The following is a 26,151-nucleotide window of genomic DNA, read 5'->3' on the forward strand; positions in this document are numbered from 1 at the left end:
GGTATGCCGCCTGGCCGGCCACGCGGCATACGTCCGGTCCGTGGGTGGTCCCTAGAATCGGGGCACCATGACTGAGAAGCCCGCCACCGCACCCCGCCTCCGCGTCGCGCCGTCGCCCACCGGCGACCCGCACGTGGGCACGGCGTACATGTCGCTGTTCAACCTCGCCTTCGCCCGCCAGCAGGGCGGTTCGTTCGTGCTGCGTATCGAGGACACCGACCGGGCGCGGTTCCAGGCGGACAGCGAGCAGCAGGTGTTCGACACGTTGCACTGGCTCGGCCTGCGGTGGGACGAAGGCCCGGACGTGGGCGGCCCGTTTGCGCCCTACCGCCAGAGCGAGCGGCTGGACACCTACCGGCCCTACGTCGAGCGGCTGCTGGAGGAGGGCAAGGCCTACCACTGCTGGTGTTCGACAGAACGACTGACGCAGATGCGCGAGATGCAGCAGAAGCTCAAGCAGCCCACCGGCTACGACCGGCTCTGCGTCGGCAAGACGCGCGACGAGCGGGCCGAGCTGCCGGGCTTCTCCGAGACCCCTGTCGTCCGCATGCTCATCCCCGACGATGCCCCCCTGCAGTTCGACGACCTCATCCGCGGCCGGGTCTCGGCGCCCCGCCCGGACGACCAGGTCATCCTCAAGGCCGACGGGTTCCCGACCTACCACCTCGCCGTCGTCGTGGACGACCACGAGATGGGCATCACCCACGTCGTGCGTGGCGAGGAGTGGATCTCGAGCACCCCCAAGCACGTCCTGCTCTACCAGTGGCTGGGGCTGGAGCCGCCGGCCTTCGCCCACATGCCGTTGCTGCGCAACACCGACAAGTCCAAGATCTCCAAGCGCAAGAACCCGGCCGCCCGGCTGACGTGGTTCAAGGAACAGGGCTACCTGCCCGAGGCCCTCGTGAACTTCCTTGCGCTGCTTGCCTATCCGCCGAAGACCGGGCCGGACGGCGAGGACGTGGAAGTCTTCACGTTCGAGGAGTTCAGCGCCGACTTCGACTGGGGCAAGGTCAACCCGGTCGGACCCATCTTCGACCTCAAGAAGCTCGAGTGGCTCAACGGTGTCTACATCCGCGAGCTGGGCACCGGTGAGCTCGCCTCCCGGCTGCTGCCCTACCTCGAGCGGGACGGCGTGCTGTCGGGCAACCCCAGCCTGGGCGAGCTCGCCCGCCTCGAGAAGGTCACCGAGCTCATCCAGACCAGGATGGCCCTGCTGTCCGAGGCAAGCGCGCTGGTGGCGCCCTTCTACACCGCCGACGACGCCCTCGAGATCGCCGACGACGCGCGCGCCCAGCTCAAGGACGACTCGGGCGAGGTGCTCGCAGCGGCGATCAAGGCCGTCGAGGACATCGACGACAGTCGCTCCGGCGTGCTCGGCTCTGAGCGTGGCTGGAAGGCCGCCACCATCGAGGCGGCGCTGCGCTCGGCGATCGTCGAGGGGATGGGCATCAAGCCCAAGTTCGCCTTCGGCCCGTTGCGCACCGCCGTGTCCGGCCAGCGGATCAGCCCACCGCTGTTCGAGTCGATGGAGATCCTCGGCAAGACCTCGACCCTGGCACGCCTGCACCGCCTGCACGACGAGCTCGCCTGAGGCTGGGGGAGCCGATTTGGGAACCTCACCGACGGGCCGGTAGTATCGCGTCTCGGTTCACTCCCATGAAGGCCTTCGGGCGCGCTGGAAGTGATACCCCCTTGGGGTATGGTGTAATTGGCAACACTACGGTTTCTGGTACCGTCATTCTAGGTTCGAGTCCTGGTACCCCAGCTCAGGCGCAAGCCCTTGTGGCACACGCCGATTCGGAGAAATCCACTGCCTGCCGGTATGGTTCTCTCCGCTGCCCGCCACTGCACAGTGCGCGGGCAACACGCTAGGGCCCCGTTGTGTAGCGGCCTAGCACGCCGCCCTCTCAAGGCGGTAGCGCGGGTTCGAATCCCGTCGGGGCTACCAGTAGAAGCCTCCGTCCACGGACGGAGGCTTCTCTCATTTCCGACTGCGTCCGCGACCCCGGCGCGGTGACTTGTTGCGCGCAGATCGTCACTGAGGCCCCCTTTTCGGTCGTCGGTGACCACCAGGGAGCAACAAGTCCGCCGGCGCGGTGACTTGTTGCGCGCAGATCGTCACTGAGCCCCCCTTTTCGGTCGTCGGTGACCACCAGGGAGCAACAAGTCCGCCTTGGGGGCGATGGGTATGCCGCGCGGCTGGCTCAGCCGCGCGGCATACCTCGCGCTCGTGGTGGGGTTCGCGTAGTCAGGGGTTGGGTGGGACTGGGCGGGCGTCAGGCGTGGTTCTGCTGCTGCTGCTGGGCGTGGTGCCTCGCGAGCACCTCGGTGAGCTTGTTGGCGCCGGCGATCACCGTGGCCGCGTGCAGCCGACCCGGCTGGCGCGACAGCCGCTCGATCGGGCCCGAGATCGACACCGCAGCGACGACGCGACCGGAGGGTCCGCGGACGGGCGCGGAGACCGACGCGACGCCGGCCTCGCGTTCGCCGACGCTCTGGGCCCAGCCGCGGCGACGCACGCCGGAGAGGGTCGTCGCAGTGAACTTCGCCCCGTGCAGCCCACGGTGCAGGCGGTCGGGCTCCTCCCAGGCCAGCAGCACCTGGGCGGCCGAGCCGGCAAGCATCGACAGGGTCGCGCCGATCGGGATCGAGTCGCGCAGGCCGACCGGGCGCTCGGCTGCCGACACGCAGATGCGGTGGTCGCCCTGGCGGCGGAACAGCTGGGCGCTCTCGTTGGTGTGGTCGCGCAAGGCGCCGAGCACGGGGCCCGCTGCGGCGAGCAGGCGGTCCTCACCGGCGGCAGCGGCGAGCTCGGCGAGCCTCGGACCCAGCACGAACCGACCCTGCAGGTCGCGCGTGACCAGGCGGTGGTGCTCGAGCGCCACGGCGAGCCGGTGGGCGGTGGGGCGAGCCAGGCCGGTCGCGGTGACGAGCTGAGCGAGGGTCGACGGCCCGGCCTCGAGGGCGCCCAGGACGATGGCTGCCTTGTCGAGAACGCCGACTCCACTGGTTGTGTCCATGGCTTGATATTGACGTCTCATTCGCTGAGACGCAAATCCGTGGGCGTGTCCTGCGTGCGAACCTCGGATTGCAGCACGTCGCCGTGCTCACGAAGGGCGCGGCGAGACCTGCGCAAGACGTGACGAAGGCCGTATTGAGAACAGAAGGGTGCAGACGTGTCAGGAACGCTGGCCGAGAAGGTCTGGGATGCGCATGTTGTCCGGCGCGCCGAGGGCGAGCCGGACCTGCTCTACATCGATCTCCACCTCATCCACGAAGTCACCTCGCCCCAGGCCTTCGACGGCCTGCGACTGGCTGGACGCACCGTCCGCCGCCCCGATCTCACCCTGGCCACCGAGGACCACAACGTCCCGACGACGCCCGGCCCGATCACCGACCTCGTGAGCAAGACCCAGGTCGACACGTTGCGGCGCAACTGCGAGGAGTTCGGCGTCCGGCTGTTCCCGATGGGCCACGCCGAGCAGGGGATCGTCCACGTGGTCGGCCCCCAGCGCGGGCTGACCCAGCCGGGCATGACGATCGTCTGTGGCGACTCGCACACGTCGACCCACGGCGCGTTCGGCGCCCTGGCCTTCGGCATCGGCACGTCCGAGGTCGAGCACGTCCTCGCCACCCAGACCCTGCCGCTCAAGCCGTTCAAGACCATGGCCATCAACGTCGAGGGCGAGCTCCAGCCCGGCGTGACCGCCAAGGACATCACCCTGGCCGTCATCGCCAAGATCGGCACCGGCGGGGGCCAGGGCTACGTCCTGGAGTACCGCGGAAGCGCCATCCGGGCTCTGTCGATGGAGGCCCGGATGACGGTGTGCAACATGTCGATCGAGGCGGGCGCCCGCGCCGGCATGATCGCGCCCGACCAGACGACGTTCGACTACCTCGAGGGTCGCGAGAACGCACCCCAGGGTGCCGACTGGGACGAGGCCGTCGAGGCCTGGAAACTCCTGCGCACCGAGGACGACGCCGTCTTCGACGAAGAGGTCGAGCTCGACGCCAACACCCTGACGCCGTTCGTCACGTGGGGGACCAACCCCGGTCAGGGTCTGCCGCTCGGCGAGTCCGTGCCCGACCCCGAGACCATGGGCGACGACAACGAGAAGGCAGCGGCCCAGCACGCCCTCGACTACATGGGCCTGACGGCCGGCACCCCGCTGCGCGAGATCCGGGTCGACACGGTCTTCGTCGGCTCCTGCACCAACGGCCGGATCGAGGACCTGCGCGCGGCCGCCGAGGTGGTCAAGGGGCACAAGGTCGCCGACGGTGTCCGGATGCTCGTCGTGCCCGGCTCCGCGCGGGTGCGGCTGCAGGCCGAGGAGGAGGGGCTCGACCAGGTGTTCACCGCAGCCGGAGCCGAGTGGCGCCTTCCCGGCTGCTCGATGTGCCTGGGCATGAACCCCGACCAGCTCGCCCCCGGTGAGCGCAGCGCCTCCACGTCCAACCGCAACTTCGAGGGCCGGCAGGGCAAGGGTGGTCGCACCCACCTGGTGAGCCCGCTGGTCGCCGCCGCCACCGCGCTGCGCGGCACCCTGTCCAGCCCGGCGGACCTCGTCGATCTCGTCGACGCCGGCGTCTCCGAGGGGAGCAAGTGATGGATGCGTTCACGACCCACACGGGCATCGGGGTCCCGTTGCGCCGCAGCAACGTCGACACCGACCAGATCATCCCGGCCGTCTACCTCAAGCGGGTGACGCGCACCGGTTTCGAGGACGGCCTGTTCGCCGCGTGGCGCAAGGACGAGACGTTCATCCTCAACAACCCGTCGTATGCCGCGGGGTCGGTGCTCGTGGCCGGCTCCGACTTCGGGACGGGTTCCTCTCGCGAGCACGCGGTGTGGGCGTTGATGAACTACGGCTTCCGCGTCGTCCTGTCGTCGCGGTTCGCTGACATCTTCCGCGGCAACAGCGGCAAGCAGGGGCTGCTCACCGCCCAGGTTGCCCAGGACGACATCGAGCTGATCTGGAAGTACCTCGAGAACGAGCCCGGCGCCTCGGTGACGGTCGACCTGGTGTCGCGCACCGTCACCGCGGGCGACATCGTCGCGCCCTTCGAGGTCGACGACTACACCCGCTGGCGGCTGCTCGAAGGGCTCGACGACATCAGCCTCACCCTGCGCCACGAGCAGGACGTGACGGACTTCGAGGCCCGCCGACCGGCCTACAAGCCCTCGACCACAGTGGCCTGACGCGCGCGGCGCGCCGACAAGGCGCAAATTCCCCGAAGTCGCAGGCCGAGGCACGCGAAGCCGGCCCCTGACGCTCCGCGTCGGGGGCCGCCTGTGTCCGCTTGTGGTGTCGTTGGTTCTCCTTAGGTGAGCGAATTGCCTTGATGCGCAACGGTTCTGGCCATGGAGCGATTTTCGTGGCTCGGCGCGTGGTGGATGTCTGAGCCGGGTTCCCGGTCCCGCGAGGGCCCTGTTCGTGCGCCGCAATCCGTTGCGACACAACAGATCGGGCGCTTGGGATGGTGGACTCGCACGCGCAACCGCCCTAACGTCAGACCCAAGTCGGGCATTGGCTCGGCGGCTCACCCTCGTCGGGCTAAGGGGTCCGGCGTCACCAACCCTGTGGAGGGGAAGACGTGAACAAGGCAGAACTGATCAAGGAGCTGGAGAGTCGCTTGGGCAGCCGCAAGGCAGCCAGCGATGCACTGACGGCCGTCGTGGACGTGATCATCCGCGAGGTGGCCAAGGGCGGCAGCGTTGCCATCACCGGCTTTGGAACGTTCGAGCAGGCCGCCCGTGCCGCGCGCACCGGTCGCAACCCCCGCACCGGTGCCAGCGTGAAGATCAAGAAGACCGTCGTGCCCAAGTTCCGCGCGGGCTCGGCCTTCAAGGATGTCGTGAAGAACCCGCGCTCGCTGCCCAAGGCTGCCGTCGCAGGCGCTCGCGCCGCCGCGGGCACCGCGACCAAGGCTGCGGTGAGCACCGCCAAGAAGGCCGCCCCGGCCACGAAGGCTGCTCCCGCCAAGAAGGCCGCTCCGGCGAAGAAGGCGGCGCCGGCCAAGAAGGCCGTCGTCAAGAAGGCCGCGCCTGCGAAGAAGGCGGCACCGGCCAAGAAGGCCGTCGTCAAGAAGGCCGCGCCCGCGAAGAAGGCGGCCCCCGCCAAGAAGGCCGCGCCCGCGAAGAAGGCGGCACCCGCGAAGAAGGCCGTCGTCAAGAAGGCCGCACCCGCCAAGAAGGCTGCCCCGGCGAAGAAGGCGGCTCCTGCCAAGAAGGCGGCGCCCGCCAAGAAGGCTGTCGTCAAGAAGGCGGCACCCGCCAAGAAGGCTGCCCCCGCGAAGAAGGCGGCACCGGCCAAGAAGGCTGCGACCAAGCGCGCAGCCAAGAAGGCCTAGTCCGAAACGGGGCACCAGCCCCACCTGCCCCACGACGGAGGCCGGCACCCCCTCGGGGTGTCGGCCTCCGTCGCCTGCCGCGATACTTGGCCCATGGCAAACATCCTCACCGTGAATGGCGGCATACCGCTGGTCGGAGACCTCGAGGTCAGGGGTGCCAAGAACCTGGTCTCCAAGGCGATGGTGGCCGCGCTTCTCGCGGAGGGTCCCTGCCGACTCCGGGGGGTCCCTGAGATCTCCGACGTCAAGATCGTGTCCGGGCTGCTGGAGCTGCATGGCGTCAAGATCGACTCCACCGACCGTGACGGTGAGCTGCTGCTCGACCCCACCAACGTCGAGCAGGCCCATGTCGCCGACATCGACGCCCACGCGGGCTCGTCCCGCGTGCCGGTGCTGCTGTGCGGCCCGCTGCTGCACCGGCTGGGGGAGGCCTTCATCCCCGACCTCGGTGGCTGCCGCATCGGTGAGCGCCCGATCAACTACCACCTCGACGTCCTGCGCCAGTTCGGCGCCGACGTCCAGAAGCGGCCCGAGGGGCTGCGCCTGACCGCCCCGAACGGGCTCAAGGGCACGCGCATCAAGCTGCCCTACCCGTCCGTCGGCACCACCGAGCAGGTGCTGCTGACCGCGGTGCGCGCCCAGGGTGTCACCGAGCTGCGGAACGCCGCCGTCGAGCCCGAGATCCTCGACCTCATCGCGGTGCTGCAGAAGATGGGCGCGATCATCAGCGTCGAGACCGACCGGGTCATCAAGATCGACGGGGTCGACCGCCTCGGAGGCTACGACCACCTGGCCATCCCGGACCGTATCGAGGCAGGTTCGTGGGCGTGCGCGGCGCTGGCGACCAAGGGTGACATCTACGTCCGTGGCGCCCAGCAGCAGGCGATGATGCCGTTCCTCAACGTGTTCCGGAAGATCGGTGGCGACTTCGACATCGACGACGAGGGCATCCGCTTCTGGCACGCAGGGGGCCCCCTCAACTCCCTCGTCCTCGAGACCGACGTCCACCCGGGGTTCATGACCGACTGGCAGCAGCCGCTGGTCGTCGCCCTGACCCAGACCAGCGGGCTGTCGATCGTCCACGAGACGGTCTACGAGAACCGCCTGGGCTTCACGGAGGCACTGGGGGAGATGGGTGCGGTCGTCCAGCTCTACAAGGAGTGCCTCGGTGGGTCGCCGTGCCGCTTCGGGCGCGCCAACTTCCGTCACAGCGCGGTCATCTCCGGGCCCACGCCGTTGCGTGGCGCCGAGATCACCGTCCCCGACCTGCGAGGTGGCTTCAGCTACCTCATCGCGGCCCTGGCCGCCGAGGGCCAGTCCAAGGTGCACGGGATCGAGCTGATCTACCGCGGCTACGAGCGGTTCTCCGACAAGCTCAACTCTCTGGGTGCGGACTACGAGGTCGGCTGAGCGCTGGGCGGAGCTCAGCCGATCCGCTGGTCGTCGCCGATCCCGACGATCCACAGCTTGCTGATCTGGATGCCGGCACCGAGGTCCAGGCTGAGCCGCTGGCCGACGCGCAGGTGGCGCAGCGCGCTGGCCGCGAACACCTCGCCCGTGAAGGTCACCTCGCGTCCGTCGTCGAGCAGCGCGGACCCCGCACCGGTGATTTCGTCGAAGGTGTGCACGCTCGCCTGCATGGGCGGCAGCGTAGTCGGCGTCGCGCCGAGGGTGCGTCGGGTGGCCGGCCCCACCCCCAGCGCCAACGCCGCCTGCAGGCTCGCGTCGTCATCGACGTCCGTCCGAAGGTGCGGCAGGTCGAGCTCCAGGAGGTGGTGCCCGGCGTCCTGGTGCCTGCGCGCGGAGCCCGGGCCGAACGCGGGCACGAGTTCCGCACCGACCAGGGCCGTGAGCAGCACGGTGCCCCCGCCGTCCGCATCGGGCACCACCGCACGCGGGTATGCCGCTGCGGCGCCCAGGGCCGTCGTCAGGTCCGCCGCGCGGAGCGCGGGCAGGTCGCCGAGCAGCACCGCCACAGGCCTGTCGGGTCCCGCGACGAAGTCCCGCCCAGCCGCGGCAGCCGCGTTGAGGCCCGCTGCGGGGTCGGCGATGACGCGCGCACCCAGGCCCGTGGCCATCTGGGCCACGCGCTCGTCGGAGGTCACGACGACGACCCGGCCGGGCGGCATACCGGCGCAGCAGGCGGTGAGGCAGTCGGTGGCCAGGGCCAGGGCCAGCTCTTCGCGGTCGACGCCCGCCGGGGGGTGCAGCCGTGACTTGGCGGTGGCGCCGCCCTTGACGGGGACGACCAGGTGCCAGTCGGGAAAGGAGGTCATTGGGACGATCGTCGCAGTGCTGGCGCGGTTGCTCGACACCGACCCCGGGAGCCGCGAGGATGCTCACTCACACCTTCCCCATCGATCTGGAGACCACGTGACCGCCAGCGGCACACGCGCTCTGCCCTTCGCCTACCGCTTCACCGTGGCGATCCTGCGTCCGCTGCTGATGCTCCTGACCAAGCGCGACTGGCGGGGCACGGAGCACCTGCCGACCACCGGTGGGTTCGTCGCCGCGCCCAACCACCTCTCGTACTTCGACCCGCTGTCGTTCGCCCACTTCCTGGTCGACAACGACCACCCGCCGTACTTCCTTGGCAAGGAGGGTGTCTTCCGGGTCCCGGTCGTCGGGGCGATCCTGCGCGGGGCGCAGCAGATCCCGGTCTACCGCAACACCGGCAAGGCCGCCGACGCCTTCCGCGCCGCCGTCGCGGCGGTCGAGAGCGGCAAGTGCGTGGCGGTCTATCCCGAGGGCACGCTGACCCGCGATCCCGACCTCTGGCCGATGGTCGGCAAGACCGGTGCCGCGCGCATCGCGCTCAGCACGAAGTGCCCCGTCATCCCCGTGGCGCAGTGGGGGCCGCAGGACGTCCTCGAGCCCTACGGCAAGCGTCCGAGGCTGTTCCCCCGCAAGACGATGCACCTGCGCGCCGGGCCTCCCGTGGACCTCGCCGACCTCTATGACCAGCCCGTGACCGGCGCCCTCCTGCGCGAGGCGACCGACCGGATCATGGCCGCCATCACGGTCGAGCTCGAGGCGATTCGCGGTGAGCAGGCCCCCGCCGAGCGGTTCGACTCGCGCAAGCACGGACTTCCCGAGACCGGGAAGTTCCGCCGACAGCAGGGAGAAGACGCATGACGACCGCTGCTGTGTTCGGGACGGGCAGCTGGGGCACTGCGTATGCCGCGATCCTCGCCGATGGTGGGACGACGGTCCGGATGTGGGGGCGGCGCCAGGCCGTGGTCGACCAGATCAATGCGGGGTGCAACGAGGACTACCTCCCCAACCTCAGGCTGCCCTCGTCGGTGTCGGCCACGCACGATCCCGCCGAGGCTGCCGAGGGCGCGGACATCATCGTGCTGGCCGTGCCTTCTCAGACACTGCGAGCCAACCTCGCCGACTGGGGTGCGGTGCTGGGCGACACGGCGGCCGTGGTCTCGCTGATGAAGGGCGTCGAGCTCGGGACCACCAAGCGGATGAGCGAGGTCATCGCCGAGGCGGGCGGCGTGGCGCACGAGCGCATCGTCGTCGTCTCGGGCCCCAACCTCGCCAAGGAGATCGCGCTCAAGCAGCCTGCGGCCAGCGTGGTCGCCTGCATCGACGAAGCAGTGGCGGGCAGGGTCGCCGAGGCGTCCAACCCGGCCTACTTCCGCCCCTACACCTCCACCGACGTGGTCGGCACCGAGATCAGCGGGGCCGTGAAGAACGTCATCGCCCTCGCGGTCGGCATGGCCGAGGGGCTCGGCATGGGAGACAACTCCAAGGCCTCCATCATCACCCGCGGACTGGCGGAGACCACCCGGCTCGGCATGGCGCTGGGAGCCGACGTGATGACCTTCGCCGGGCTGGCCGGCGTGGGTGACCTCATCGCCACGTGCATGTCGCCGCTGTCCCGCAACCACACCTTCGGCGTGAACCTCGGCAAGGGCATGAGCGTCGACGAGGTCATCGCCGTGACCAAGCAGACGGCCGAGGGCGTGAAGTCCTGCGAGTCGATCCTGCAGCTCGCGCAGAAGCACGACGTGCGGGTCCCGATCATCGAGCAGGTCGCCGCGGTCGTGCACGACGGACGCCGGGCCGAGGACGTCGTGGGCGCCCTGATGGTCCGCGCCCTCAAGAACGAGACCGACTAGAAGCACGACCGGACGGGCTTCGTCGCGGCTCGATGCGCGCACGGGGGAGCTGCGACGCGGGTCATGACCGACCTCGCTGCTCGACCTTCCATTGCTCGACCGCGTAAGGATTCGCGCTCGTGTGGGGTCTTCATGGGGACCACACATCGGGATCGGCCGTGGCGGGAGCGGCTTGCTGTTCGGGAGGGACCACCATGAAGAAGTCGACCAAGGGCGCGGTCGCCGCCACTGCCGCGGCCGCGCTGTTGCTCGGAGGGGCGGGGACGCTGGCCTACTGGAACGACTCTGCGACCGTGCCCGGCGGCACGATCCAGAGTGGCAGGCTGGAGCTCGGGGCTGCTGACTGCGGGACCGGGTGGTGGCTCGATGACGGGTCCACCTACACCACGCAGCTGCTCGTCCCGGGTGACACGCTCTCCAAGCTCTGCACCATCGACCTGGTGGCCACCGGCGAACACCTGGGCGCTGACCTCGCGTTGGACACGCCCACCTGGACTGCCACGAACCCGCTCACCAGCCAGCTGACGGCCGGGGCGGACTTCGATGTCAACGGCACTCCGACAGCGCACATCACGTCTGCTGACGACATCGGCACGGGCGAGATCGAGGCCTGGGTCGTGGTGGTCTTCGACGGCCCCGCAGCGACCAACCCGAGCCAAGGGCTCACGGCGACGCTCAACGGGATCAACCTCGTCGCGACCCAGACCCACGACGGCTGACAGTCCAGTGGCCGACGTCGCCGTTCGGTCAGGCCCCACCCGGACACGGGCTGTGACCGGGTGGGTGGGGCACCTGCTGGCCTGGCTGGTGATCCTCGGGGTTGCCGGGGTCCTGGCGGCGGCAGTCGTCGTCCCTCGCCTGTTCGGCGCCACCCCGTATGCCGTGCTGACGAGCTCCATGCACCCGTCGCTGCCCGAGGGCACCCTGGTCGTGGTTCGGCCGGTGTCACCGGGGTCGATCGGGATCGGGTCGGTCATCACCTACCAGCTCCGGTCGGGCGAACCTGCTGTCGTGACGCACCGGGTCGTCGCCCTGGCGGTCGACGGTGCGGGCTCGCGTACCTTCCGGACGCGCGGTGACGCCAACCACGTGGTGGACGAGGGGTGGGTCAAGCCGGTGCAGCTCAAGGGCCAGGTCTGGTATGCCGTGCCCCAGCTCGGGAGGGTCAATGCGGCCTTGAGTGGGACTGAGCACCAGCTGCTCGTCTACGTCGTGGCGGCGGCGTTGCTCGCGTACGCCGCCGCTATGTTCACCGGCAGCGTGCGCGACCGGCACCGAGCGGCGGCGCTGCACCTCCAGGGAGGGCACCCATGACTCCTGTACGCCACCTGAGGTCCACCCGGGTCAGGGCCACCCTCGCGCTGGGCGCTGTTCTGGCCGCAGGAGTGAGTGGGACGTACGCCCTGTGGTCCGACACCGTGCCGGTCTCGGGGGTGACGATCTCCTCAGGGGTCCTGGACCTCAAGGTCAACACCCTCGACGCCGTCCCCGCCTACACCGATCTCAACCTGACCGGGATGGTCCCGGGCAACACCGTCGCGGGTATCCTCACCGTCCGCAACGCCGGGACCATCCCGTTGACCTACTACGCGACCGCAGCCGCCACCAACCTCGACACCAAGGGACTCGGTGCCGCCCTCGTCGTCAAGGTCACCGCTGACTCCGTCGTGACCGGGACGGCTCCGGCCCGGACCTGCGCCGGCGCGACCCTGGCGACGACGGGCGCCACCTTCGCCGGAAACCTGGTGGGCACTCCAGCCACCCAGCGGACCCTGGCCGTCGGGGCGTCAGAGACGCTGTGCCTCCAGGCAACCTTGCCGACCACCGCGGCCAGCTCCCTGCAGGGCGCTTCGACCAACGTCTCGTTGACCTTCACTGCGAGCCAGTGAGCCCATGAGTCCTCGACGGGTGCTCCACCAGGCGGGCCAGCTCGCCTTGTCCCTCGGTGCCGTCGTCGGGGCACTGTCCCTGGTCGTGACCTTGGCTGGGGTCTGCTTCGGGGTCCGACCGGTGATCTTCCTGTCCGGCTCGATGTCTCCGGCGATCCCCGCCGGAAGCCTCGCCCTGACCCGCCTCGTGCCGGCCGCAGACCTGCGCACCGGCGACGTCGTCGCGGTGCCCGTCGGCGACAAGCTGGTCACCCACCGCATCGTCGCCATCACCCACCACGAGGGGACGGCCACCCTGCGGCTGCGTGGAGACGCGAACGCCAGCACCGACGACCAGCCCTCCGTGGTCGAGGCCGCGCCGCGAGTCCTCCTGTCAGTGCCCCACGCCGGTCGGCTCGTCGCGTGGTTCTCCCGGACCCCCGGCGTCTTCGTGCTGGCGGGGTATGCCGGTCTCCTCCTTGCGCTCGTCCTGCGGCAACCAGCCCCCGGTGCGTCGGGACGTCGGTCCGAGGACTCCGGGAGGCCGTCAGTCAGTCGCTCAGTCAGTCGCCGGAAAGGCGGCCCGAGGCACGCGGCACGCGCCATGCTCCGGGCCTTCGCCGCAACGACCGTGCTGGGGCTCGGCACCTTCTCAGCGGCCCCCGCGCGAGCTGCGTGGGGGGACTCCGTCCTCGTCTCAGGCAGCACGGTGGGGACCTACACGGTCCCTGCTCCGGCCACCTTCACCTGCGGCGGCGTCGGAGTTCTCACCGTGACCTTCAACTGGACCGCCGTCGCCGGCGCCACGAACTACACGCTGCACTACGGCAACGGTGGCGCCCAGACCAGAAGCGTGGCCGGGACCTCTTCGACCGTGGTCACGGCGATCGTCAACGGCACTGCGTGGGTGCAGGCCAACCGCAACTTCGGCTCCACCACCTGGACCTCCGCGGCTTCGGCGACGCTCGCCTACAAGGTGGCCGCCGTCAGCGTGTGCCCCCTCTGAGTCACGTCTGCGGCTCCCGTGCGTCTCTATAGATGCCTGAAGCCACACCGATCGGCCCAGGGCGGGATCCCAGCGCTGGCGGGTCGCTGTCGGAGTCGGCGCTGGGATCCACCCACACTTCATGCAAGGGACGGCTGATGCCCCGAAGTCAACACCTCGTCGCTGAGCGGGTGGTGCCGAGCTACGCCGCCCACAGACATGCCGCGCCGCTCGTGGTGCCCGGGAGCCGCCGGCCCCCAGGCACCACGAGCGCGACGATCGCCGCCACCGCGCCCCGGCGGCTGGTCTGGACGTGGAGGCCCATCCCGGACACCGGCGGCCTGGACACCGCTCGGCGGCCGTGAGACCGGGCCCTGGGCAGCCGAAAGGCACGGGACTGGCCGTCGCCAGTCCCGTGCCTTTGCGTGCGCTGAGCAGGCCCGTCAGCCGGGTCAGTCAGCCGGGTCAGTCAGCTGGGTCAGTCAGCTGGTTCAGTCAGCTGGTTCAGTCAGCCGCCGTAGGAGATCACCGATGCCGGGTCCACCAGGGTGGCGGGACCCCGGAGCACCGCGCCCTGGTCATCCGGCGTCTGAACGCTCAGCACGGTGGCGACCGCCGAGGTGGCTGCGCCAGCGCCGAGGGCGATGGACAGCAGGGTCACGATGATGGCGCCGCGTCGACGTCTGCGGCGGTCCTCGTCTTCGGGCATGCGGTGGCCCTCCTTTGGTTGACTACCCAAAGGACGCGCAAACGGCAGACTCGTGACGCTGGTGCGGTCAGGAGGCCTGCCAGAGCTCGATCCGATTGCCCTCAGGATCGGTGACCCAGCCGAACCGGCCGACACCCTCCATGTCCGTCCTCACCCTTCGGTCAGCGCGTGGTCGAGGTCGTGCCAGAGGTCGTCGACGTCCTCGATGCCGACGGACAGCCGCAGCAGGGCGTCGGGGACGGTCGAGGGCTCGGCGGGGTAGCGACGGCGCCTCTCGATCTGGGACTCGACCCCCCCGAGGCTGGTGGCATGCGTCCACAGGGCCGTCGTGGAGGCCACCCGCTCGGCTGCCTCGGCGCCGCCGTGCACCTCGATGGCGATGATCGCGCCGAATCCGGGATAGCGCGTGCGGCTCACGGCGGGGTGTCCCTCGAGCCGGGTGGCGAGCTCGCGGGCGTTGGCGGTGGCGCGCTCGAGCCGCACGTGCAGGGTGCGCAGGCCGCGCAGCGCCAGCCAGGTCTCCATGGGGCCGGCGATGGCGCCACCGAGGAGGCGTGCGGTCGACAGGCGGGCGTGCAGCCCACGACCTGCCTCCGTGGAGGGTGTGACGAGGGCGCCAAGGAGGACGTCGGAGTGGCCCGAGAGGTACTTGGTGACCGAGTGGAGCACCAAATCGACGCCGTCGGCGAGCGGCTGCTGCACCAGGGGAGTGGCGAACGTGTTGTCGCAAACGGTCAGCGCGCCAGACTCGCGCGCCATCGCCACCAGGGCCGGGATGTCCGACACCTCGAGCATGGGGTTGGTGGGCGACTCGATCCACAGCAATGCCGCGCCGTCCACCGCCGTGCGCACCGCTTCCTGGTCGGTGGGGTCGACCCGCCGGACCACGACGGCACCGCTCTCGGCGAGCTGGTCGAGCAGCGTCGTCGTGCCGTTGTAGGCGTGGGACGGGACGACGACCGCGCCCCCGTGCGGGACGAGGGACAGAGCAGCCGACACGGCGGCCATCCCCGAGGCGAAGACGAGGGCGTCGCCACCCTCCAGTCCACCCAGCGCCTCCTCGAACGCCGACCAGGTCGGGTTCCCAGCGCGCGCATAGTTCACTGGACCGTCTGCGATGTACGTCGACGTGAACTCGAGGGGCGCGTTGACGCCGGCACCCGGCATACGGGGCTGGCGTCCGAGGGCGACGACGCGGGAGGCGGGGGAGAGGTGCTCGTGGCTCACGCCGCCAGCGTAGAGGCGCCGCGGTGCCAGCCGCGGTGCGGGCCGCGCCGGGTGCTCGGCGGATGGTCGGGATACGCTCGGCGGCGATGACTACGGACCAGCCAGCGACCCACAAGCCTCGCGTCGCCATCGTCTTCGGTGGCCGCTCGTCGGAGCACGCGGTCTCGTGTGCGACCGCGGCAGGAGTGATGCGGGCGATCGACCGCGACGCCTACGAGGTGATCCCGATCGGCATCTCCCGTGACGGGCACTGGGTGCTCTCCGACGGCGACCCCCAGCTGCTCGAGCTGACCGCTGACAGCACGCCCGAGGTCGCGCCGGGCGGCGCTGGTGTGGTCGTGCCGCTGGCCACGACGGACCGGACCCTCACGACGCTTGAGCCGCAGGAAGTGCCGCGGAGCCTCGGTGAGGTGGACGTCGTCTTTCCGTTGCTGCACGGGCCTTTTGGTGAGGACGGCACCATCCAGGGCATGTTCGAGATGGCGGATATCCGCTACGTCGGGTCAGGCGTGTTCGCGTCCGCCGCGGGGATGGACAAGCACTACATGAAGGTCCTGTTCGCGGGGGCCGGGCTCCCCGTCGGTCCGTATGCCGTGATCACGGACTCCCAGTGGCGGCGCGACAAGGCGGCGGCGATGGACGCAGTCGCGGCGCTGGACTACCCGGTCTTCGTCAAGCCGTCGCGGGCGGGGTCGAGCATGGGGATCTCGAAGGTGTCGACACCCGAGGCGCTCGAGGCAGCCATCGAGATCGCCCGCGAGCATGACCGCAAGGTCATCGTCGAGCAGGGCATCGTCGGACGCGAGATCGAGTGCGCGGTGCTCCAGGGGCGGGGGACCGACGCGCCGCGGGTGTCCCACGTCGGCGAGATCGAGGTGACGACCGAGGGCGGTCACGAGTTCTACGACTTCGAGGCCAAGTACCTCGACGACGGCGCGGTGCTGTCCTGCCCGGCCAACGTGCCCGACTCGGTGTCGGCCGAGGTGCAGCGGCTCGCGGGGGCGGCGTTCGAGGCGCTCGGGTGTGAGGGACTGGCGCGGGTGGACTGCTTCTACACCGACAGCGGCGACGTCGTCATCAACGAGATCAACACGATGCCCGGCTTCACACCGCACTCGATGTATCCGCAGATGTGGGAGGCGACGGGGCTGCCCTACCCGGAGCTGATCGACGAGCTCATCCAGCTCGCCCTGACCCGCCCCGTCGGCCTGCGCTGAGCTGCTCCGAGGCCCGCTCCATTTCGCCAAGATTGCCGCGGGCGTTGACCTTGCTGTCATGCCGAGTTCCGGACATCCCCGTACAGCCATTCCCTAGCGGCTCGACTCTGACGCTTTGAGAGTCGCCACGGTCGCCAGCCCCCGTTTTGCTCACCGACCGTGCGGCCTGAATGCCGGGGCCTCGGCTGCGTTGGCCGACCCGGCATGCCCGCCGGTGAGCTCCTTGCGGTGCTCGGCAGCGTTGGCCGAGGAGTTGCCGTTAGTCACGGTGGCCCAGGTGGCGAAGAGGCTTGAGGCATAGGCGATCCGGGACTTGACCTGGTCGCTATCGGGTATGGCGGACTGCTGAGTTTGCACGGCACCTGCGGCTTGGCGAGCCGATGCCTGGGCTGGGACGACGCCGAGGACGACCAGGACCAGGGCGACTGTGGTGGCCGCGGTGGCAGTACCGGTGTGGTCGGTGTGGGTGAGTTTCATTGACATATCCCTTCTTCGGTGAGCTGCTCCAGGCAGCGGCGACCGTGACGACACAGGACGAGGCCGGTGGCGCTGCCTAGGTGAGCGGGGGTGGGGTGGGGTGGGGGTAGGAGAGGGATTACGTGCGGTACTCCGCGGCGGTGAGCACCGCCGGATCCAGGCCGCTCACCGCGCTGGGGTGGTGCCCGGCACGGACCGCCAGGCGACCGTGCCGATCCCGCTTGGCGTGCCTGTGACGGCATTGGAGAGCATGGTGGTGAGGCGGCCGTCGGCTCCGATCTCGACCAGGCTTGCCCGGTCCTGGTTCAGCGTGGACACGGCAACCCGTCCACCGGGCGACAGGTCCATCCACGGTCGCACTGCTCCGAAGCACTCGCAGTGCCCCATTTGGGCGACCACGCGGAGGTCCAGCCCGTCTGCACGGATCGAGCGCACGGAGAGGTCGTTGCTGTGACCGTCCTGAAGTCCGCGCCACTGCAGGTACATGAAGCTCTGACCGTCCGGCGACCAGCGGGGATCGCCCAGGTCCGGATACGGCCCGAACTTGAATAGCACCTCGGGGCGCCCACCTGCCAGGTCGATCGTCATGACGGACGCTTCCGCGTTGGCCATGCCGGTCAGGGCGATCCGGCCGGCCGCGTTCACGTCCAGACCGGTCACGGACCAGCCCGCCGGCAGGGCGACGGTGCTCGCTTCACCGCCCTTGACCGCAATCCGGACCAGTCCATTCGGGGAGGCTGTGAGGACCTGCGCGGAGTCCGGCGACCACGCCACCGGGCACGAGGGTTGCCGGCACGGCCCGAGTTGGCGGTCCGTTCCGGTGTTGACGTCGACCACGTGCACGTCGCCGGCGCCGTAGGCGAGTTTCGAGCCGTCTGGGGAGAACGACATTTGTGCCGGCGCGCCGGTCTTGACCTTGCCGGTCAGGGAGGGAAGCGACCCAGCGACCACGGTCAACGCCGTTCCGTTCTGGAATACCAGCGACTCCACCCTTGCGGGCCGCGTCGGGGCGGCTGGCAGGGCTTGTCGGCGCGGCCACGAGGTGGTGACGACCAGCAGGACGAGCGCGGCGACGGCCGCGGCGGCAACTATCCACCCGACCCGGCCGCGGGTGCGGTCGTGGCGCAGGTCGCGGAACCGGGCGTCGACGTCCAGTGTGCGCGTGGTCTCCGCCCACATGTCCGCGGTCGCGCTGCGAGCCAGCTCCTCAAGGCTCATGACTCCACCTCCACCGGAAGGCCTATCGTGCGCGCCAGTGAGTGCCGGGCCCGGCTCAGGTGAACCTTCACGGACCCCTGGGACACCTCCAGCGTGCGGGCCACGTCCGCGACCGAGAGGTCGAACACGTAGTGCAACGCCACCACCTGCGCCTGGCGCCGCGGCAGGGATCGCACCAACTGCCAGAACTCGCCGGTACCGCCTAGCTGGTCGACGATCTGAGGTGCCCCCGAGCGCCGGAAAGCCCTGGCTTCAGCCAGTCGGCGACGGAACTGCGACACCGCCAGATTCGCGCAGGTGCGCCGCACATAAGCCTCCGGGTGCTGCAACTCCCGGATCGTCGACCACCGGCGGTAGGCCACCATCATGGCCTCCTGCGCCACATCCTCGGCCAAACCCGGTGGCGCCAGCGCCCGCGCCAAAACCACCAGGCCCGGAAGCTCGGCACGATAGAAGTCTTCGAACGACCGGCCCCTCCCCGTGAAGGCAGGCCACAGCCCCCCACCCGGTTTCTGCGGCCGGGCGCCGACCCGCGGCGCGTTCGTCATGCCCACTAATCGCCCCAGACGCACCCGCGGGTTGACACCCGCGGCAACCATTTACCACTTCGAGCCACCCCGACACCGTCCCAAGGCAGCTATGCCAGCGCATCCACCGCAGGTTGGAGATCAGCCACTACGTCGCGAAGCCAGAGTCGGACCCGGGCGGCTGACCATCGAGAGAAGGTGCGACACACCGCCGCGTCTGCTCGCCCAGATGGGGCTACGACGTTCAGGCGCCTCATGGAGGTGCATCCGGCTACCTTCCGGCCGTTTGGTGTCCGAGCCCTAGGTACCGGACTTCTTCGTCGGCGCCGGGAACGGGGTCTTGCCCTGGGCGAGGGCGTCGGTGAGCTGCTCGATGCGACGGGCGCGGGTCTCCGGGCGCACCGCGGTCTGGATGCGATTCAGGAAGGCGAAGCGGTTGCGGCCGTCCAGCGCGGCGTAAACGTCGGTGAGGTCGCGCGCTGCCAGGGCGGCGGCAAGGTCGTCGGGCACCACTGCGGTAGCAGGGCTGTCGTAGGCGGCGTCCCAGCGGCCGTCCGCCTTCGCCATTTCCACCACGGCCAGGCCGGCGGGGCGCATCCGCTCCTCGGCGGTGAGCCGCTCGATGCGCTCGCGGTTGATCTTCGACCAGACGCTCTTCGCGCGTCGCGGGGTGAACCGCTGCACGTACCACTCGTCGTCGAGCCGCCGGGCGATGCCGTCGATCCAGCCGAAGCAGAGCGCCACGTCAACGGCCGTCGTCCAATTGATGGATGTGACGCCGGTGCCCTTCTTGGCCATCCGAATCCAGACGTGCGTGGCGGTCGACGCGTTTTCGACGAGCCAGGTCTCGAACGCCTTGTCGTCCTCGAAGAACACCGCGTCGGTGTGGACCATCGACATGGCAGCAGCCTAGGCGCACGGATTTGAAGTAGTTGGACGGTTGAAGAGGTCGCGGCGCTGAGCCAGTGCTGCATTCCGCCGCGTGAGCTCGCCCATGAGGGGCGCGGTCGTGACCGTCCGCACATGGCTCATTGGTTGACCTGTGCGGGATCCTGGCGGTCGTGGTGCCATCCAGTGTCAATGGGTGGGCAGTGCACGCACGAGGCGACCCCGGGGCTCGGATCAGTTGGTCAATTCGAGCCACGCGTTGTCCGGTGCGTAGTCCCACTCCGTGACCAGCCCGTCCACGGTCACGGACCCGTACGCGTAGAAGCCCGTCGTGTTGGGGAAGACACAGGGTTTGGGTGCGCCCGACAAGAAGAAGATGCTCACATCTCGCGGCCGCGCAGTCGCACTCTCGCTGGGGTGGGAGAAGTCGAAAGGATGGCCGTACGGCCCGCCGACGCGCTCGTCGGTGACACCGGTCGTCAGGTTCTTGACCCACACCCGCAGCTGCCCGGGTGTCGGGGCATCGGTGTTGATCCCGATCTGGCAGTCCGCGGCACCATCGCGATCGGTGTCGAAGACCAGGCCGTGCTCGATCACGCGGCTCGCGGGGTCAAGTGTTGACGCCAACTCGGGCCGCTCTCGGAGGTTGATGCCCCAGGACAGGGAATGCGATGGGTCCCCGGAGTTGACCTCGCGGATGTCGATCCCTCCGTAGGCGGTATCTGCTTCATCGATCTGGGACTGCGCAGTGACCCGCCTGGTGGTGTCCGGGCGAAGCGGAGTCCAATGCTTCGCCAGCGCATCCCCGGTGGGCCGGGGAGACGGATTCTTGGCCGGCTGCGGAGCGGTGCGATCGAACCCGCCCATGAAAGAGGTTCCGAGCGCGGCCAGGACGATGAGCACCGCGGCGGCGGCAGCGGTGAGCACGGTGCGGGTCCGGTTTCGCTGCGCTCCGCGCTGCTCGATGGCCGAGAAGTCGGGCTGGTGTGCAGCCTGAGCCGCAGCGCGGGACAGGTCGGAGCGCAGCAGCCGGTCGAGGTCAGGCATGGGGCGCCTCCTCCTGACGGGGGTCGGGAAGGTCGGCGAGCAGCAGGGCGAGAGCGGCGCGCCCTCGGCGCAGCCGGGTCTTCACGGTGCCGACGGGGACGCCGGTGGCCTCGGCGACCGCTTGGACAGGGAGGTCGGCCAGGTAGTGCAGCGCGATCGCCTCCCTCTGCGCGGTTGGCAGCGTCCGGATCGCATCCATGAGCGCCAACCGTTCGTCCTCGAGCATGAGGTGGCGCGCGACCTGCGCGTGCTGGCGGTCACCGAGCAGCCTGCGACGGCGCGCACGGGTGCGGCTGACGTTGACAGCGACCGTGCGCAGCCATGCCTCAGGGTTGTCCAGACGGGCGAAGGTCCGTCGATGCTGCACCGCGCGTGCGAAGGCCTCCGCGACAACCTCCTCCGCCTCGGTGAGATCGCGGCACACGCCATACAGCTGGCCGACCAGGCGCCGGTACGACGCCTCGAACACCACGCGCACCCGGTCGGACTCCCTGTGGACGTCTTGGGCCACGAGTGGTTCCCCAGTCCCCGCACTCATGGTGGATCTATCCCTCGATGCGGATCGAGTCGAGGGCGGCCTGAAGCTCGGCCTTGTCCGTCGCAGACGTGCGGGCCTGCGTCTCGACGAGGAAGACCTGGCGCCTCCCGTGCACGTCGACGACGTACACGCTCACGCGTTGGCCGGGAAGGAGCACGAAGTACTTGTCCGCGGGCGTGCTCTTCCAGACCTGGAGACCCATGACGTCGTCCTCGGCCAAGCGACACTTCGTCAGGTCAAGGCTCTCTGGGATTTCGAGGTCGATCCGGGTTGCGGGGTACCCGGCCAAGGTGCTGGTCACGGGGCTGCCCTTGACCGGGCCGGGCTGCTCGAGCAGCGCTGTCACGAGGTCTCCCACACGGGACCCGACGGCCACGGGGACACCCTCACCCCGACACGGGTCGGTGAAGATCTCGTCGACCACGACGGCATAGAACCCGAGCTCGTTGCCCGTGTCGGAGTGCTTGCTGAAGAGGTGGCCGTACTGCACCTCCCAGCCCGCCCGAAACGTCACCGTGTAGTCCGCCAGCGACCACGCGGAAGCCGGAATCCGGTAGGTACCTGGCTCGATCGCCACCTGCACAAGGGAGGACCGGCCGCTCGTCGTGGTGTCGCTGGCCCACGTGGGAGTCAGAGGCTCCGGGGCCATGTCAGTGGCGTCTCTCGTGCACCCCGTCAGAGCCCCGACGACCAACAGCGCGGCCGCCACGACCCGGTGGGGTGCCGGGACATTCATCCCCCGCAGGATCATGCCTGTCATGACCACACGACCCACGAGCGGCCCGAAAGGTTTCACACCAAGGACGATCCCATCCGCTCGCGGCCACCGGAAGTGCGTCTCTTCGCAGCCTTGGGCGGGGGGTGGGCAGCGTTCAAGCAGCCGACAACACAGAGCGCCCTGAGGTTTAGATGCGGCCGGTCTCGTGGGCCCACATGGCGACCTCGACGCGGTTGCGGGCGCCGAGTTTCCTCATGAGGCTGGCGAGGTGGGCTTTGACGGTGCTTGGGGTGATGTAGAGCTCGGTGGCGATCTCGCTGTTGGTGCGGCCTTGGGCTACGGGCAGGAGGACTTCTTCCTCGCGGGCCGTGAGCGGTTCTATCGGCTGCCGGGGCGCTGAGGTCTGTGTATGCGCGAATGCGGCGAGGAGTCGGATGGTCACGCTGGGTGCGATGAGTGCGTCGCCGTCGGCGGAGGCGTGGATGGCCTGGGTCAGCAGGGTGGGTCCGGCGTCCTTGAGTAGGAATCCGCGGGCGCCGGCTTTGAGCGCGCCGTAGACGTACTCGTCGAGGTCGAAGGTGGTGATGACCACGATCGGCAGGGGGTCGATGACGTCGGGGCCGGCCAGTCGGCGGGTGGCTTCGATGCCGTCCATCAGCGGCATTCGGATGTCGAACAGGCCGACGTCGGGGCGCAGCTGAAGCGCCAGGCGGACTGCCTCTCGCCCGTCGGCGGCTGCGCCGATGACTTCGATGTCGGGTTGGGCGTCGAGGAGCATCGTCAGTCCGGTGCGCACGATGGGCTGGTCGTCGGCGATGAGGACCCTGATGCTCATCCTGGGGTCCCGGTTCGGGGCAGGTTCGCTTCGACCCGCCAGCCCCGGTCGGCGGTGGGGCCGGCGTGGAACGTGCCGCCGAGCAGTGTGGCGCGCTCGCGCATACCTACCAGGCCGTAGCCGGCTGGGGCGCGGCTGGCTGGGCCGGAAGTGCCGTCGTCGTCGACGGTCAGCCGGACCTGGTCGCCGTCTCCCATGACGGCCACGGTGACCTGGGTGGCGTGGCGGGCGTGCCGTCGAGCGTTGGTCACGGACTCCTGGGCGAGGCGGTAGATCGCGGCCCCGACCGCGGGGCTGAGGTCGTCGAGTTCACCGGCGAGCTTCACCTCGACGCAGGGACGCGTCTGGCCATCGTTGGCGAGCTGCTCGACCTCGGCCACGCCCGGCTGCGGCGCGAACTCGGTGTGCTGCGAGGCGCGCAGTACGCCGACGATGGAGCGCAGCTCGGTCAGCGTTCGGGTCGCCGCCTCCTCGATGGTGGCCAGGGCTTCGATGGCACGCTCCGGGTGGGAGGCCGCGATGGCACGGCCCGCTTGAGCCTGGATGGCGATACCCGAGACGTGATGGGCGACGGTGTCGTGGAGCTCGCGCGCGAGCTGCTCGCGCTCGCGGGCCTTGGCTTCGTCGATGTCGCGGATGCGGATCCTCGCGCGATAGCGGATCGCGGCGCCGAGCGCTGCGGCGAACAGGAAGAACGCGTAGGCCGCGACCGAATCGGCCAGGCTGGTCGAGTCGGCGACGTTGGTGATGGCCAGCCAGACCAAGATCACGCCAAGGCCGCCGGCGGCCTCCCGGCCGGAGCCCCACCGGAAGAGGGAGTAGGTCAGGACCAGGGTTGCCGAGACACTTGCGGGAAGAGCGCCTTGCATTCCCGTGAGGATTCTGACGATGTCGACCACGATCAATAGTCCGAAAGCCACCGTGGCCGCGCGGAGGGGGTGCGCACGTCGCCACGGCAGTGGGGCAATGACCGCGAGCGCAACGAGCAGCAGCAAGGGACGCGGCGCCATGTCCTCGCGGAGCACCGCCTCCACCACGGACCAGCAGGCGAACGCCGCGACCAGGGCCCAGTCCCGCGGCCCTCTGTCCGAAGGGTTCGTGGGTCGGGGTTCGACCCACAGCGAGCGCAGTGCGTCGGTGGCCACCTGATCAGCCTAAGAAGCCCGCGTCATCGGCGTATCCGCCGAAAGTACAACTGGACGACTGGGCCAACGGCCAGGTCAGATCACGCCCCGGGGCTGATGTGCCCGCCGCCGGCATCCGTGAAAAGTGGGAGCACGAACCCGATCACGCCAAGGAGCAATGTGATGAGCACGCCTCAGTCCCACGCAGCACGAGAGAAGCCGTTGTCCCAGCGCCCACTGGAAGACCTGCGCATGCCCGTGCCGGCCAAGCTCGCAGCGGCTTGGACCAGCTTCATGTTCCTCTACATCTACGTCGACTATCTCGCCCTGTACAAGCCCGGCTTCGTCGACGACCTCCTGGCCGGCAGCGTCCACGAGTTCGACATCGGCCCAACTTTCGTCGCCAGTGCGCTCACGCTCATAGCCATCCCGAGCCTCATGGTCCTTCTGTCCGCGGCACTGCCCGCCCGTGCCAACCGCATCGTCAACCTCGTCGTTGCAACGGTCTACCTCCCCGTCTCGGTGTACAACGCGGCTGGGGAATCCTGGACCTACTCCTACTTCTACGGCCTCTCCATCGGACTCGAGGTGCTGCTCCTGGCCTTCATCCTGCGCTCCGCCTGGACCTGGCCCCGCGGCACCGCATCGCCCATGGCGCCGAGCCTGGACAGGGAGTCGCTCCGCACTCCGTGGCAGGCATGACTGCCCGCCCGCGCCCGACCATCCTTCCCGGTGCCAGCGGTTCCTGGCGCGGACGGGCTGAACCGACGGCTCCTGCGAGTTGCCGGTCACACTTGCTGGGCCAAACCGACAACATGACCCTGAGGGTCGGCGATCAGCGCGAATGACACTCCGGGAACGCTGACCGGCTCCTGTACGACGCGTCCGCCGAGGCGAGTTGTGTCCGAGATGGCGCCGGCCATGTCCTCGACGCCGACGAAGAACGTGACCAGGTCGCCGTCGCCCTGAAGCGGGCTGATCGCGGTGTACAGCGCGCCGGGCACCCCTGTCTCGACAAAGGTGTAGCCGGGGAAGGCGCCTTCGGTTGGGTAGGTCCAGCCGAACAGCTCCCCGAAAAATGCCCTTGTTGCGTCCGGGTCGCTCGAGCGGATCTCGGCGTGCACGATGGGATGGCTCATGATGACCTCCGGCTCTGCGGGCCACCGGGCGTGGCCTCCAACCAGATGACGTTCGAGCGCGTCCCCAATCGACAGTCGTCAGCGACCAACTGCCCGGCATCATGCGCGTGGGTGGAGGTCCCTCGCGCAATTGCCGCAGGGTGCGTCGGCGATCCTCACAGTCTGTCCGCCGCTCGTCGATCTCGCCCACGCTCAACGGGTCGATGGTTAGGTCGCTTGCGCCAGGGCGTTGGCGATCACGGCTGCGGTCTGCTGCGGAGCCTCGTCCGGGAGAAGGAACACCGAACCTGGAATCGTCACCAGAGTCACGTTGGGAGCCGCATGGAGGGTGGCGCGCTCCGCGTCGGTGAGGTCGCCGTCCCCTTTCTCGGCGTGGACCACCCACACCGGGCTGCCGGACGCGGCCAGCTCAGCGGCGAAGTCCCGGTCTGCGGCGATGTAGTCGAGGTAGTCGCCGGACACCCGAACGGAGTCGCCGGCCCGGTTCTGCTTGAGGTCCGCGATCAGCTCCTTCTTGTGCGGCCCAGGTATCTTGGCAGATCTGGCCATCAGCGGCAGGAGCCGGAGCAGGGCGGCCATCGGCCAGCTGCCCACCCTCTGCGAGACCCGTACGGCAGCGCGGAAGAACCCGGCCTCGTCTTCCGTCGTCAGGCTGATGCCGAGTAGCACCACCGGGCCTCGGAAGTGCCCGGACAGGAGCATCTCCAGGGCAACCGTCGCGCCGTGGGAGAAGCCCACGACCACGTCGCAGTGCTGTTCCTTGGCCAGCTCGGCAGCCCGACGGGCCAGGGCGGGGACGGACACGTCTTCGGACAGAGGCGCGCCTGCCATGCCCGGCAGCGTCGTGGCAACCAAGCGAACACCGGAGAGCGCCGGGTCAGCCATCACGAGGTCGAACGAGCGGGCCGCGTTGGCTCCGCCAGGGAGGAGCAGCACCGATCGATCCGCATCCGGCGGTCCCGCGGTCAGAAGCTCCCAGGATTCCCTCATGGCTACCTCCGAGACAACGGGCTCCTACCCATGAACGGTATTGCGAAACGAGGCCGTCGGAAGGCTGGAGCCATGGCAAATGTGTGACGCAGCCGCGCGCCTGTCTGAGGAGAGTGTTCAGCGCTGTTGCAGGGCGATCGGCTCTCAGGTCGGATGACGTGTC

29 protein-coding genes and 2 tRNA genes are annotated in these 26,151 nt (G+C 69.4%); 16 read left to right on the forward strand and 15 right to left on the reverse strand.

Going from position 1 to position 26,151, the window contains the following annotated elements:
* Positions 1-67 precede the first annotated feature (67 nt).
* From gltX to AC1DYG_RS14415, 3 genes are all read left to right on the forward strand, one after another.
* On the forward strand, positions 68-1,591 hold the full coding sequence (gene gltX / locus AC1DYG_RS14405) for a glutamate--tRNA ligase (protein ID WP_477640559.1): 1,524 nt from the start codon (positions 68-70) through the stop codon (positions 1,589-1,591).
* A 102-nt stretch (positions 1,592-1,693) separates the two neighbouring features.
* A tRNA-Gln gene (locus AC1DYG_RS14410) sits at positions 1,694-1,765 on the forward strand.
* A 107-nt stretch (positions 1,766-1,872) separates the two neighbouring features.
* Positions 1,873-1,948: transfer RNA gene (locus AC1DYG_RS14415), tRNA-Glu, on the forward strand.
* A gap of 328 nt (positions 1,949-2,276) precedes the next feature.
* Here AC1DYG_RS14415 and AC1DYG_RS14420 read toward each other — a convergent pair.
* Positions 2,277-3,020 carry an IclR family transcriptional regulator gene (locus tag AC1DYG_RS14420; RefSeq protein WP_056922488.1) on the reverse strand — a complete coding sequence of 248 codons (744 nt, stop codon included), beginning with the start codon at positions 3,018-3,020 and terminating at the stop codon, positions 2,277-2,279.
* Positions 3,021-3,176: 156 nt separating this feature from the next.
* Here AC1DYG_RS14420 and leuC point away from each other — a divergent pair, with 156 nt between their 5' ends.
* From leuC to murA, 4 genes are all read left to right on the forward strand, one after another.
* Positions 3,177-4,607, forward strand: coding sequence for a 3-isopropylmalate dehydratase large subunit (gene leuC, locus AC1DYG_RS14425; protein ID WP_477640560.1), 1,431 nt, complete (start codon positions 3,177-3,179; stop codon positions 4,605-4,607).
* Positions 4,607-5,200, forward strand: a complete 594-nt coding sequence (gene leuD / locus AC1DYG_RS14430) for a 3-isopropylmalate dehydratase small subunit (protein ID WP_477615521.1) — start codon at positions 4,607-4,609, stop codon at positions 5,198-5,200. The genes leuC and leuD overlap by 1 nt, the downstream gene beginning before the upstream one ends.
* A 395-nt stretch (positions 5,201-5,595) precedes the next feature.
* Positions 5,596-6,351 (forward strand): HU family DNA-binding protein, encoded by a 756-nt coding sequence (locus tag AC1DYG_RS14435; RefSeq protein WP_477640561.1) that lies wholly within the window; start codon positions 5,596-5,598, stop codon positions 6,349-6,351.
* A 93-nt stretch (positions 6,352-6,444) separates the two neighbouring features.
* A complete protein-coding gene (murA, locus tag AC1DYG_RS14440) occupies positions 6,445-7,761 on the forward strand; it encodes a UDP-N-acetylglucosamine 1-carboxyvinyltransferase (RefSeq protein WP_477640563.1) in 1,317 nt (438 codons plus the stop codon).
* A 14-nt stretch (positions 7,762-7,775) separates the two neighbouring features.
* Here murA and cofC read toward each other — a convergent pair whose 3' ends face one another.
* Entirely contained in the window at positions 7,776-8,627 is an 852-nt protein-coding gene (gene cofC / locus AC1DYG_RS14445) for a 2-phospho-L-lactate guanylyltransferase (RefSeq protein ID WP_477640564.1), read from the reverse strand.
* 97 nt (positions 8,628-8,724) lie between these two features.
* Here cofC and AC1DYG_RS14450 point away from each other — a divergent pair, with 97 nt between their 5' ends.
* The 7 genes from AC1DYG_RS14450 to AC1DYG_RS14480 all read left to right on the forward strand — a co-directional run bounded on the left by AC1DYG_RS14450 (position 8,725) and on the right by AC1DYG_RS14480 (position 13,699).
* Positions 8,725-9,486 (forward strand): lysophospholipid acyltransferase family protein, encoded by a 762-nt coding sequence (locus AC1DYG_RS14450; RefSeq protein ID WP_477640565.1) that lies wholly within the window; start codon positions 8,725-8,727, stop codon positions 9,484-9,486.
* Positions 9,483-10,481, forward strand: coding sequence for an NAD(P)H-dependent glycerol-3-phosphate dehydrogenase (locus AC1DYG_RS14455; protein ID WP_477640566.1), 999 nt, complete (start codon positions 9,483-9,485; stop codon positions 10,479-10,481). Before AC1DYG_RS14450 ends, AC1DYG_RS14455 begins: the two co-directional genes overlap by 4 nt.
* Positions 10,482-10,675: 194 nt before the next feature.
* Positions 10,676-11,200, forward strand: coding sequence for an alternate-type signal peptide domain-containing protein (locus AC1DYG_RS14460; RefSeq protein WP_477640567.1), 525 nt, complete (start codon positions 10,676-10,678; stop codon positions 11,198-11,200).
* A gap of 52 nt (positions 11,201-11,252) precedes the next feature.
* A complete protein-coding gene (locus tag AC1DYG_RS14465; RefSeq protein ID WP_477640568.1) occupies positions 11,253-11,795 on the forward strand; it encodes a signal peptidase I in 543 nt (180 codons plus the stop codon).
* Complete coding sequence (locus tag AC1DYG_RS14470) at positions 11,792-12,370, forward strand: SipW-dependent-type signal peptide-containing protein (RefSeq protein ID WP_477640569.1); 579 nt, start codon at positions 11,792-11,794, stop codon at positions 12,368-12,370. Before AC1DYG_RS14465 ends, AC1DYG_RS14470 begins: the two co-directional genes overlap by 4 nt.
* 4 nt (positions 12,371-12,374) lie before the next feature.
* A complete protein-coding gene (locus AC1DYG_RS14475) occupies positions 12,375-13,355 on the forward strand; it encodes a S24/S26 family peptidase (protein WP_477640570.1) in 981 nt (326 codons plus the stop codon).
* Between the two features lie 137 nt (positions 13,356-13,492).
* Positions 13,493-13,699, forward strand: coding sequence for a hypothetical protein (locus tag AC1DYG_RS14480; RefSeq protein ID WP_477640571.1), 207 nt, complete (start codon positions 13,493-13,495; stop codon positions 13,697-13,699).
* Positions 13,700-13,842: 143 nt separating this feature from the next.
* On the opposite strand, the gene AC1DYG_RS14485 is transcribed toward AC1DYG_RS14480, so the two are convergent.
* Positions 13,843-14,043: a hypothetical protein gene (locus AC1DYG_RS14485; RefSeq protein WP_477640572.1), complete on the reverse strand. Its 201-nt coding sequence runs from the start codon at positions 14,041-14,043 to the stop codon at positions 13,843-13,845.
* Positions 14,044-14,193: 150 nt separating this feature from the next.
* A complete protein-coding gene (locus AC1DYG_RS14490; RefSeq protein WP_477640573.1) occupies positions 14,194-15,270 on the reverse strand; it encodes a trans-sulfuration enzyme family protein in 1,077 nt (358 codons plus the stop codon).
* Positions 15,271-15,356: 86 nt separating this feature from the next.
* On the opposite strand from AC1DYG_RS14490, the gene AC1DYG_RS14495 reads away from it, so the two are divergent.
* On the forward strand, positions 15,357-16,487 hold the full coding sequence (locus AC1DYG_RS14495) for a D-alanine--D-alanine ligase family protein (protein ID WP_477640574.1): 1,131 nt from the start codon (positions 15,357-15,359) through the stop codon (positions 16,485-16,487).
* Between the two features lie 150 nt (positions 16,488-16,637).
* Here the strand turns inward: AC1DYG_RS14495 and AC1DYG_RS14500 are convergent, their stop codons facing one another.
* The 9 genes from AC1DYG_RS14500 to AC1DYG_RS14540 form a co-directional block, all read right to left on the reverse strand.
* Positions 16,638-16,964: a hypothetical protein gene (locus tag AC1DYG_RS14500; protein ID WP_477640575.1), complete on the reverse strand. Its 327-nt coding sequence runs from the start codon at positions 16,962-16,964 to the stop codon at positions 16,638-16,640.
* A gap of 165 nt (positions 16,965-17,129) precedes the next feature.
* Positions 17,130-18,182, reverse strand: a complete 1,053-nt coding sequence (locus tag AC1DYG_RS14505; protein WP_477640576.1) for a TolB-like translocation protein — start codon at positions 18,180-18,182, stop codon at positions 17,130-17,132.
* Entirely contained in the window at positions 18,179-18,730 is a 552-nt protein-coding gene (locus AC1DYG_RS14510) for a sigma-70 family RNA polymerase sigma factor (protein WP_477640577.1), read from the reverse strand. Before AC1DYG_RS14510 ends, AC1DYG_RS14505 begins: the two co-directional genes overlap by 4 nt.
* Positions 18,731-19,009: 279 nt before the next feature.
* Positions 19,010-19,609, reverse strand: a complete 600-nt coding sequence (locus AC1DYG_RS14515) for a YdeI/OmpD-associated family protein (RefSeq protein ID WP_477640578.1) — start codon at positions 19,607-19,609, stop codon at positions 19,010-19,012.
* A 222-nt stretch (positions 19,610-19,831) separates the two neighbouring features.
* A complete protein-coding gene (locus AC1DYG_RS14520; protein WP_477640579.1) occupies positions 19,832-20,644 on the reverse strand; it encodes a hypothetical protein in 813 nt (270 codons plus the stop codon).
* Positions 20,637-21,155, reverse strand: coding sequence for an RNA polymerase sigma factor (locus tag AC1DYG_RS14525; protein WP_477640580.1), 519 nt, complete (start codon positions 21,153-21,155; stop codon positions 20,637-20,639). The genes AC1DYG_RS14520 and AC1DYG_RS14525 overlap by 8 nt, the downstream gene beginning before the upstream one ends.
* 34 nt (positions 21,156-21,189) lie before the next feature.
* Positions 21,190-21,831, reverse strand: coding sequence for a hypothetical protein (locus tag AC1DYG_RS14530; RefSeq protein ID WP_477640581.1), 642 nt, complete (start codon positions 21,829-21,831; stop codon positions 21,190-21,192).
* A gap of 256 nt (positions 21,832-22,087) precedes the next feature.
* Positions 22,088-22,735 (reverse strand): response regulator, encoded by a 648-nt coding sequence (locus AC1DYG_RS14535; protein WP_477640582.1) that lies wholly within the window; start codon positions 22,733-22,735, stop codon positions 22,088-22,090.
* On the reverse strand, positions 22,732-23,880 hold the full coding sequence (locus AC1DYG_RS14540) for a sensor histidine kinase (RefSeq protein ID WP_477640583.1): 1,149 nt from the start codon (positions 23,878-23,880) through the stop codon (positions 22,732-22,734). Before AC1DYG_RS14540 ends, AC1DYG_RS14535 begins: the two co-directional genes overlap by 4 nt.
* Before the next feature lie 162 nt (positions 23,881-24,042).
* Between AC1DYG_RS14540 and AC1DYG_RS14545 the strand changes: the two genes are divergently transcribed.
* Positions 24,043-24,561 (forward strand): DUF6326 family protein, encoded by a 519-nt coding sequence (locus AC1DYG_RS14545; RefSeq protein WP_477640584.1) that lies wholly within the window; start codon positions 24,043-24,045, stop codon positions 24,559-24,561.
* A gap of 86 nt (positions 24,562-24,647) precedes the next feature.
* Here AC1DYG_RS14545 and AC1DYG_RS14550 read toward each other — a convergent pair whose 3' ends face one another.
* Both AC1DYG_RS14550 and AC1DYG_RS14555 read right to left on the reverse strand, forming a co-directional pair.
* Positions 24,648-24,998 (reverse strand): VOC family protein, encoded by a 351-nt coding sequence (locus AC1DYG_RS14550; protein ID WP_477640585.1) that lies wholly within the window; start codon positions 24,996-24,998, stop codon positions 24,648-24,650.
* Positions 24,999-25,205: 207 nt separating this feature from the next.
* Positions 25,206-25,934: an alpha/beta fold hydrolase gene (locus AC1DYG_RS14555; RefSeq protein ID WP_477640586.1), complete on the reverse strand. Its 729-nt coding sequence runs from the start codon at positions 25,932-25,934 to the stop codon at positions 25,206-25,208.
* Between the last annotated feature and the right edge of the window lie 217 nt (positions 25,935-26,151).

It is taken from the genome of Pedococcus sp. P1_H8 (genome assembly GCF_056405175.1).